Below are 9,031 nucleotides of genomic sequence, written 5' to 3'. Positions count from 1 at the left end.
CTGGTGCGCACCGGGTATCAGGGAGGGCGCCGGTGCCGGACTGGCAGCGCTAACGGTGGCGGTGTCTGGTGACGAGCCCTAAGTCCGGGCCCTGGAAAAACCCGGCCGCCGAAAATGGCGGCTCGAGGCCCGAAGTCTGCCGTCGCGAATGACGGCGAGGTCGGTCCGGGGCAAGAACACTGGCGGGGCGCCCGGAAGGCGCCACGTACTGTTTGCTAAGAGGCACCGACCCGGCGCCCCGCTTCCCACCCCTTTGCCAATGGCCAGGGCCGAAAGGCAGCGTGGCGATGTAATCGCGTGGAAAGGACACTCCGCTGCCGTCAAGGTGACACGGTCTCGCCCTTGCATCCGGCGCCGAGGAGCGTTACCCCACGGCTCTCCCTTCAGGATGGACGGACAATGCTTGATATCAGATGGATTCGCGAAAACCCGCAGGCCCTCATCGACGCGCTGGTGAAGCGCTCGTGGTCGTCGGCCGACGCGCAGTCCACTGTCGAGGACATCGTTGCCAAGGACGAGGCGCGCCGCGCCCATCTCGGCCGCCTGCAGGAAGCGCAGGAGCGCCGCAACACCGCCTCCAAGGAGATCGGCAAGGCGCTCGGCATGAAGGACGCCGAACTGGCTGAAAAGCTGAAGGCCGAGGTCGCCGAGATCAAGAGCTTCATCCAGGGCGGCGAGGCCGAGGAACGCCGGCTGGACGAGGCGCTGGAAGGCACGCTGGCGGTGATGCCCAACATTCCGCTGCCCGACGTGCCGGTCGGCAAGGACGAGCACGACAATGTCGAGGTGCGCAAGGTCGGCACCATCGCCACGCGGCCCAACTGGGTGAAGGAGCATTTCGAGATCGGCGAGGCGCTCGGCCTGATGGATTTCGAGCGCGCCGCCAAGCTGTCGGGTTCGCGCTTCACCATTCTGCAAGGCCAGTTGGCCAGGCTCGAGCGGGCGCTTGGCCAGTTCATGCTCGACCTGCACACGACCGAGCATGGCTACACCGAAGTGCAGCCGCCGCTTCTGGTGCGCGACGAGGTGCTGTTCGGCACCGGGCAGTTGCCGAAATTCGAGGAAGACCTGTTCTTCACGCCGCATGGCGAGAGCCGGCTCGGCCTCATCCCGACGGCGGAGGTGTCGCTGACCAATCTGGTGCGCGAGGAGATCGTCGCGCATGACAGGTTGCCGCTGCGGCTCACCGCGCTCACCCCGTGCTTCCGGTCGGAAGCGGGCTCGTCCGGCCGCGACACCCGCGGCATGCTGCGCCAGCACCAGTTCTACAAGGTCGAGCTGGTCTCCATCACCGACCAGGAAGGCTCGATCGCCGAACACGAGCGCATGACGCAATGCGCAGAGGAAGTGCTGAAGCGGCTCGGCCTGCCATACCGCACCGTGGCGTTGTGCACGGGCGACATGGGTTTTGGCGCCCGCAAGACCTACGACATCGAGGTCTGGCTGCCCGGCCAGAACGCCTATCGCGAAATCTCGTCCTGCTCGGTCTGCGGCGACTTCCAGGCGCGGCGCATGAACGCCCGCTACAAGGACCGCGAGGGCAAGGGCAATCTGTTCGTGCACACGCTGAACGGTTCGGGCGTGGCGGTCGGCCGCGCGCTGATCGGGGTCATGGAAAATTATCAGAACGAGGATGGCAGCGTAACGATTCCTGAAGCGCTGAAGCCTTACATGGGCGGCCTGGAAAGAATCGAATCGAAATAATGCGCATTCTTCTGACCAATGACGACGGCATTCACGCCGAGGGCCTGGCCTCTCTGGAGCGCATCGCCCGCACGCTTTCCGACGATGTCTGGGTGGTGGCGCCGGAGACCGACCAGTCCGGCTACGCGCATTCGCTGTCGATCTCCGAACCTTTGCGCCTGCGCAAGATCAGCGAGAAGCACTATGCGGTGCGCGGCACGCCGACCGACTGTGTCATCATGGGCGTACGCAAGATCCTGCCCGGCATGCCGGACCTGATCCTGTCGGGCGTCAATTCGGGCGCCAACATCGCCGACGACGTCACCTATTCGGGCACCGTTGCCGGCGCCATGGAAGGCACGCTGCTCGGCGTGCGTTCCATTGCCGTCAGCCAGGCCTATTCTTATGTCGGCGAGGACCGCGTGGTGCCTTACGAGACCACCGAAGCGCTGGCGCCGGCGCTGCTGAAGAAGCTGGTGGCCATGCCGCTGCCGGAAGGCGTGCTGCTCAACGTCAATTTCCCGAACTGCACGCCGGACGAAGTTGCCGGCACCGTGGTGACCTCGCAGGGCAAACTGGTGCATTCGCTGTGGGTCGACGAGCGCCGCGACGGGCGCGGCCTGCCTTATTACTGGCTGCGTTTCGGCCGCGAGCCGGCGGAAGGCAAGGCCGGAACCGACCTGCACGCCATGCGCAACCGGCTGGTTTCGGTGACGCCGCTGCACCTCGACCTGACCGCCTACGAGATCCGCGACCAATTGACGAAGGCGCTTGCATGATTGCTGGTTTCGACGAACGCGAGGGTTTCGCCGCCTTCCTGCTTCGCCTGCGTGGCAAGGGTGCCGTGCCGAAACCGCTGATCGCCGCCTTCGAGGCGACGCCGCGTCCCGCCTTCATCTCGGGCCAGTTCCACTCCATCGCCTGGACCGACCGTATGCTGCCGATCGAGTGCGGCGAGGCCATGGAGGGCGCCGACCTGCAGGCGGCCGTCATCACCGCGCTCAACATCGAACCCGGTCACCGGGTGCTGGAGATCGGCACCGGTTCGGGCTTCACCGCCGCCGTCATGGCAAGGCTCGCGGCGCGCGTTGTCACCGTCGACCGCTACAAGACGCTGATCGAACTCGCCAAGCAGCGGTTCGAGGCGCTTGGCATCACCAATGCGTTCGCCCGTCACGCCGACGGCTCCAACGGCCTCGTCAATGAGGGGCCGTTCGACCGGATCATCGTCTGGGCTGCTTTCGATGCCTTGCCGCGCTTCCTGCTCGACCAGTTGTCGAGCGGCGGTTCGGTGATCGCGCCGATCGGGCCGGAAGAGGGCGAGCAGGTGCTGGCCAAGCTGATCAAGGTCGGCAGCCGCTTCGAGCGCGAGGACATCGGCACCGTGCGTTTCCAGCCGATCCTGCCAGGCGTCGCCGCCATCATCTGACGGCAGGCCAACTGCGGCGCCCTTATCCGGACAAATATTTTAAGAAAAATTTCGACGGATTCTAACGGTTTAACTGACCAGTAACATTAACGCGCTTTAATCCAGTCCAGTGAGTACCGGGTAAGTGCGGGTTATTGCGATGCAGTTCAAATCCTTGAAGGCAAACAAGCGCAATTTGACGCGTGGCTGCGCCATGTTGCTGATCATCGGCGCGGTGTCAGGGTGCAGTTCCCAGGTCGCCCGCTTCGGCGGTGTCGACACGATGGCGACGGCCTCGACCGACAACCAGCGCTCCATCATCGAAAAGCAGCCGGTTTCGCAGCCCTATCCGGGCGATGTCCAGGCTCCGGCTTCCAACAACACCTATTCGCGCGCTTCGGTCTCGCGTTCGAGCCTGCAGCCGGTTTCCGCCCAGCCATTGCCGCCCGTCGCCAATTCGGTTTCGGCCGCCGCCACGACGGCTGCGGCGCCGGTGCTGGCAAAGGGTGCCGCCAAGGTGGCCAAGGTCGATCAGACCCTCACCGGCGGCATCAACCAGGTGCAGGCGCCGGTCAATTCCGCAATCGCCAGCGCCCAGACTGCAGCCGAGGACGTGAAGGGCTGGTCACGTGCCGGTGGTACGCAGATCACCGCACGTGAAGGCGAGACGGTGTACAATCTGTCGCGTCGCTATGGTGTGCCGGCCGACGTCATCTTGAAGACCAATGGTCTGGCCGACGCCAACGGGCTGCGTAGCGGCCAGAAGCTGGTCATCCCGACCTATGTCTACACCAACAAGGCGCCGGTTTCGGCGCCCGACAACGATCCCAATGTCGCCGACGCCAAGTCGTCGCGAGGCACCAAATACGACGTGCCGGCCAACAAGATCCCGCTGCCGGCCAACGCACCGGGCGACAAGGTCGCCGTTTTGCCGCAGCAGCCGAAGGTCAAGGAAGGCAAGGGCGTCGCGCAGGTCGATTCTTCCGCCGCAGCCAGCGATCCGAAGACCAAACCCGGCAAGGAAGCACAGGTTGCAGCCGTGCAGCCGAAGGCAAGTGCCGGCGGTTATGTCGTCCAGAAGGGCGATACGCTGTCGTCGGTTGCCAAGAAGATGGGCGTCACCACAACCGCGCTGAAGCAGGCCAACGGCATGCAGGACGGGTTGCTGCGCATCGGCCAGACGCTGAAGGCGCCGGCTGCCGGAGCCGCGACCGTTGCGGCCGCCAAACCAGCCGCTCCGGCTGCGGCGGCACCGGTGGACGCGGTCAAGACGGCCTCGATCCCGCCGCAGGAAAAGCCTGCCGCGACGCTCGCCACCTATACGCCGCCGAAGAAGGACCAGAAGGTCATCCAGCAGGCCGAGAGCGATGCCGCCGAAGCGCCTGACTCAACCGGCATCGGCAAGATGCGCTGGCCGGTGCGCGGCCGCGTCATCACGGGCTTCAAGGCCGGGCAGGGCGGTATCGACATCGCCGTGCCGGAAGGCACGCCGGTCAAGGCCGCGGAGAACGGCGTCGTCATCTATGCCGGCGACGGTCTCAAGGAATTCGGCAACACCGTGCTGGTGCGCCACGAGGATGGACTGGTCACCGTCTACGGCCATGCTTCCTCGCTGGAAGTGCAGCGCGGCCAGAAGGTCAAGCGCGGCCAGGAGATCGCGCGCTCCGGTATGAGCGGCACCACCGACGCGCCGAAGTTGCATTTCGAGGTGCGCAAGAATTCGTCGCCGGTCGATCCGCAGACGTTCCTGGAGTAAGGCTTTCCCGAACAGGATAGGCCTCGAATAGAAGAGCAAGAACGATTTCGGGCTGTCGACCTCCAGTCCGGCCCGGCAGCTTGGCCCGCTTCGCAAGAAGCGGGCTTTTTCGGTTCAATGGGAACGAAAAATGCGTTGCCCGATCAGTCGGCCAGCGGCCTGCCGAGGCGGCCGGCAAGGTCCTGCGTGAATTGCCACGCCACGCGGCCAGAGCGGCTGCCGCGCGTGGTCGCCCATTCCAGTGCCTCGGCGCGCAGCGTGTCGGTGTCGATGTCGAGGCCGAAGTGGTTGGCATAGCCGTTGACCATGTCGAGATAGTCGTCCTGCGAGCATTTGTGGAAACCGAGCCACAGGCCGAAGCGGTCCGACAATGACACTTTTTCCTCGACCGCCTCTGACGGGTTGATCGCGGTGGAGCGTTCATTGTCGATCATGTCGCGCGGCAGCAGATGCCGCCGGTTGGACGTGGCGTAGAAGATGACGTTGCCTGGACGTCCTTCGACGCCGCCCTCCAGCGCTGCCTTCAGCGACTTGTAGGACGTGTCGTCATGATCGAAGGAGAGGTCGTCGCAGAACAGGATGAAGCGGTAGGGGGCAGCCTTGAGCATCGCCATCAGCTTCGGCAGCGTGTCGATGTCCTCGCGATGGATCTCGATCAGCTTGAGCGGACCGCCCGGCTTGCCGGCGGCATTGATCGCGGCATGCACGGCCTTGACCAGCGACGACTTGCCCATGCCGCGCGCGCCCCACAGAAGCACGTTGTTGGCCGCAAAGCCGGAGGCGAAACGTTCAGTGTTGTCGAACAGGATGTCGCGCACGCGGTCGACGCCGCGGATCAAGCCGATATCGACCCTGTTCACCCTGGCGATCGGCTCCAGATAACCGGGATCGGCCTGCCAGACAAAACAATCGACGGCGGTGAGGTCCGTTTTTGGTGCCTGCGGCGGTGCCAGCCGGCTGACGGCGTCGATCAGGCGGTCGAGTTTCTCGGACAGTGCTGCGATGGTTTCCTGGGGCAAGATATGTCCTCGGCGTGATTGCGAAGCCTGCGTTTCGGTTGCGTACCGTACCGTACGGTTCTCTCACGAGCCTTCGGCTTTTGCAAGCGGATGTGCGACCAATACGACACGGCGGGGGAAGTGCGACGGGAGCAGGGCGGGGGATGGTTGCAATAGTAGCTTTACCGACTATATTCCGGCCAAATTTCATGGGCCAGATAACGGCTTTCCTTTACGTCTCAGGAGTTTTCGATGTTCGTAACACCGGCATACGCCCAGGGCGTTGGCGCCACGCCCGATGTTTTCATCAGCATTTTGCCGTTTGTCCTCATTTTCGTGATCATGTATTTTCTGATCATCCGTCCGCAGCGCACGCAGATGAAGAAGCGCGGCGAGATGCTGGCCGCGATCCGTCGCGGCGATACGGTCGTCACCGGCGGCGGCTTCGTCGGCAAGGTCACCAAGGTGGTCGACGACAATGAACTCGAGGTCGACCTCGGCAATGGCCTCAAGGTGACAGCTGTGCGCAGCACCATCGCCGACGTGCGGGTCAAGGGCGAGCCGGTCGCCAACCAGAACGCCAAGAACTGAGTGCCTTGGCGCGCCTGGCGCGCCGATCGGCCCACTGGATCGTAGAACATGCTCTATTTTTCGCGCTGGAAGGCAATCCTGATCTGGCTGGCCGTTGCCGCTACGTTCATCCTTGCCGCCCCTAATCTCATTCCGGCGGATACCTTGGCCAAGTTGCCGAGTTGGGTGCCGAAAAAGCAGATGACGCTCGGCCTCGACTTGCAGGGCGGTTCTCACATCCTTCTCAAAATCGACCAGAACGACCTGATCAAGGATCGTCTGGAAGCCACGCGCGATGAGATCAGAACGCTGCTGCGCGATGCCAAGGTCGGCTACACCGGCCTGTCCGGCACCGGGCGCATGGTGCAGGTGCGCGTTCGCGACACCGCCCAGGTGGATGCGGCCAAGGAAGCGCTGAAAGCCCTGATCGCGCCGGTTACCTCCGGCCTGTTCACCGGCGGTTCCATCACCGAATGGGCCATGGACGAGCCGGAGCCTGGGCTCCTGCGCTTCACCATGACGGACGCGGGCATCAAGTACCGCTCGACGACGGCGCTGGCGCAGTCGATCGAGGTGGTCGACCGCCGCGTCAACGAACTCGGCACCACCGAACCGATCGTGCAGCGTCAGGGCGATGACCGCATCCTGGTGCAGGTGCCGGGCCTGCAGGACCCGCAGCGCCTCAAGGAAATTCTCGGCCAGACCGCCAAGCTGACCTTCCAGATGGTGGATCAGTCGATGCCGGTGCAGGAAGCCCTCAACGGCCGTCCGCCGGCAGGGTCGAGCGTGCTCTATTCGAAGGACGATCCGCCGGTTCCCTATCTGATCGAGAACCGTGTCATCGTTTCGGGTGAAAATCTCGTCGATGCGCAGGCGACGTTCAATTCGCAGAACAACGAGCCAGTCGTCTCGTTCCGCTTCGATTCCAAGGGTGCCACGCGCTTCGGCCAGGCTACCCAGCAGAATGTCGGCAAGCTGTTCGCCATCATCCTCGACAACCAGGTGATCTCGGCGCCGCAGATCCGCGAGCCGATCCTCGGCGGCACCGGCCAGATTTCCGGCAACTTCACCGCCCAGAGCGCCAACGACCTCGCGGTGCTGCTGCGCGCCGGCGCGCTGCCGGCCACGCTGACGGTGATCGAAGAACGTACCGTCGGTCCGGGCCTCGGTCAGGATTCGATCCAGGCCGGCAAGATCGCCGGTATCATCGGCTCGATCCTTGTCGTTGCCTTCATGTTCGTGGCTTACGGCTTCCTCGGCTTCCTCGCCAACATCGCGCTGGCCGTGCATGTGGCGATGATCGTCGCGCTGCTGTCGCTGCTGGGTGCCACGCTGACGCTACCCGGTATCGCCGGTATCGTTTTGACCATCGGCATGGCGGTCGATTCCAACGTGCTGATCTACGAGCGTATTCGCGAGGAGCGACGCAACGGACGCTCGGTCATCCAGGCGATAGACACCGGCTTCTCGAAGGCGCTGGCGACGATTGTCGATTCCAATGTCACCTCCCTTATCGCCACCGTCGTGCTGTTCTATCTCGGCACCGGCCCGGTGAAGGGCTTCGCGGTGACGTTCGCCATCGGCATCCTGACCACCGTCTTCACCGCCTTCACCTTCACGCGTCTGCTGGTCTCCATGTGGCTGCGCCGCGCCAAGCCGAAGGAAATCCCGCGCGCGCCGGTGACCTTCGTGCCACCGGGCACCAAGATCCCGTTCATGGGCATCCGCCGCTGGACCTTCGCGCTGTCGTCCGCGCTGTCGATCCTGTCGGTCGTGCTGTTCATGACCGTCAACATCAACTACGGCGTCGACTTCAAGGGCGGTTCGCTGATCGAGGTCCAGTCGAAGAGCGGACCGGCCAACATCGCCGATATTCGCGGCAAGCTTTCGCAGCTCAACATCGGCGAAGTGCAGGTGCAGCAGTTCGGCAACGACAATGACGTGCTGATCCGCGTTGCGGCCCAGTCCGAAGGCGACAATGCCGAGCAGAGCGTCATCGACAAGGTGCGCGGCGAACTGCAGGACAGCTACGACTTCCGCCGCGTCGAAGTGGTCGGCCCGACCGTGTCGAGCGAACTGGCCAAGCAAGGCACGATCGGCATGCTGGTCGCGCTGGTTGGCATCCTGATCTATGTCTGGTTCCGGTTCGAATGGCAGTTCGCTGTCGGCGCCATCGTCGCCACCGTGCACGATATCGTCATGACGATCGGGTTCTTCTGTCTGACAGGCATAGAATTCAACCAATCGTCCATTGCCGCCATCCTGACGATCATCGGCTACTCGCTGAACGATACGATCGTCGTCTATGACCGCGTTCGCGAAGACTTACGAAAATACAAGAAGATGCCGATGCCGCAGCTTCTGAACAACGCCATCAACGAGACGTTGTCCAGAACGACCCTGACATCGGTGACCACCATTCTGGCCTTGCTGGCGCTGGTGTTGTTCGGCGGCGAGGTGATTCGTTCCTTCACGCTGGCGATGCTGTTCGGCGTGGTGTTCGGCACCTATTCGTCGATCTTCATCGCGGCTCCGCTGCTGATCCTGTTCAAGCTGCGTTCGTCGGACGCGGCTGAAGGGGAGAAGCCGGTGAACGGCAAGGCCGTCGCGACCTGA

General features: G+C 63.6%; 7 protein-coding genes. 6 read left to right on the top strand and 1 reads right to left on the bottom strand.

Annotated features, from left to right (window positions below):
* Positions 1-399: 399 nt before the first annotated feature.
* The 4 genes from serS (at position 400) to AB4136_RS30685 (ending at position 4,847) form a co-directional block, all read left to right on the top strand.
* Entirely contained in the window at positions 400-1,704 is a 1,305-nt protein-coding gene (gene serS / locus AB4136_RS30700) for a serine--tRNA ligase (RefSeq protein WP_024925346.1), read from the top strand.
* Entirely contained in the window at positions 1,704-2,462 is a 759-nt protein-coding gene (surE, locus tag AB4136_RS30695; RefSeq protein ID WP_024925345.1) for a 5'/3'-nucleotidase SurE, read from the top strand. The genes serS and surE overlap by 1 nt, the downstream gene beginning before the upstream one ends.
* The gene (locus tag AB4136_RS30690) at positions 2,459-3,112 is read left to right on the top strand and encodes a protein-L-isoaspartate(D-aspartate) O-methyltransferase (RefSeq protein ID WP_024925344.1); all 654 of its coding nucleotides are present in this window, start codon (positions 2,459-2,461) and stop codon (positions 3,110-3,112) included. The genes surE and AB4136_RS30690 overlap by 4 nt, the downstream gene beginning before the upstream one ends.
* Positions 3,113-3,251: 139 nt before the next feature.
* Positions 3,252-4,847: a peptidoglycan DD-metalloendopeptidase family protein gene (locus tag AB4136_RS30685; RefSeq protein ID WP_024925343.1), complete on the top strand. Its 1,596-nt coding sequence runs from the start codon at positions 3,252-3,254 to the stop codon at positions 4,845-4,847.
* Between the two features lie 143 nt (positions 4,848-4,990).
* Here the strand turns inward: AB4136_RS30685 and AB4136_RS30680 are convergent, their stop codons facing one another.
* Positions 4,991-5,866 (bottom strand): ATP-binding protein, encoded by an 876-nt coding sequence (locus tag AB4136_RS30680; RefSeq protein ID WP_024925342.1) that lies wholly within the window; start codon positions 5,864-5,866, stop codon positions 4,991-4,993.
* Positions 5,867-6,097: 231 nt separating this feature from the next.
* Here AB4136_RS30680 and yajC point away from each other — a divergent pair, with 231 nt between their 5' ends.
* Complete coding sequence (yajC, locus tag AB4136_RS30675; protein ID WP_024925341.1) at positions 6,098-6,436, top strand: preprotein translocase subunit YajC; 339 nt, start codon at positions 6,098-6,100, stop codon at positions 6,434-6,436.
* Positions 6,437-6,484: 48 nt separating this feature from the next.
* On the top strand, positions 6,485-9,031 hold the full coding sequence (secDF, locus tag AB4136_RS30670; RefSeq protein ID WP_024925340.1) for a protein translocase subunit SecDF: 2,547 nt from the start codon (positions 6,485-6,487) through the stop codon (positions 9,029-9,031).

The organism is Mesorhizobium sp. 2RAF21 (genome assembly GCF_052115345.1).
Lineage (GTDB): Bacteria > Pseudomonadota > Alphaproteobacteria > Rhizobiales > Rhizobiaceae > Mesorhizobium > Mesorhizobium terrae.
The sequence above is the reverse complement of the archived record's forward strand: the minus strand, read 5'-3'. Positions and strand labels throughout refer to the sequence as shown.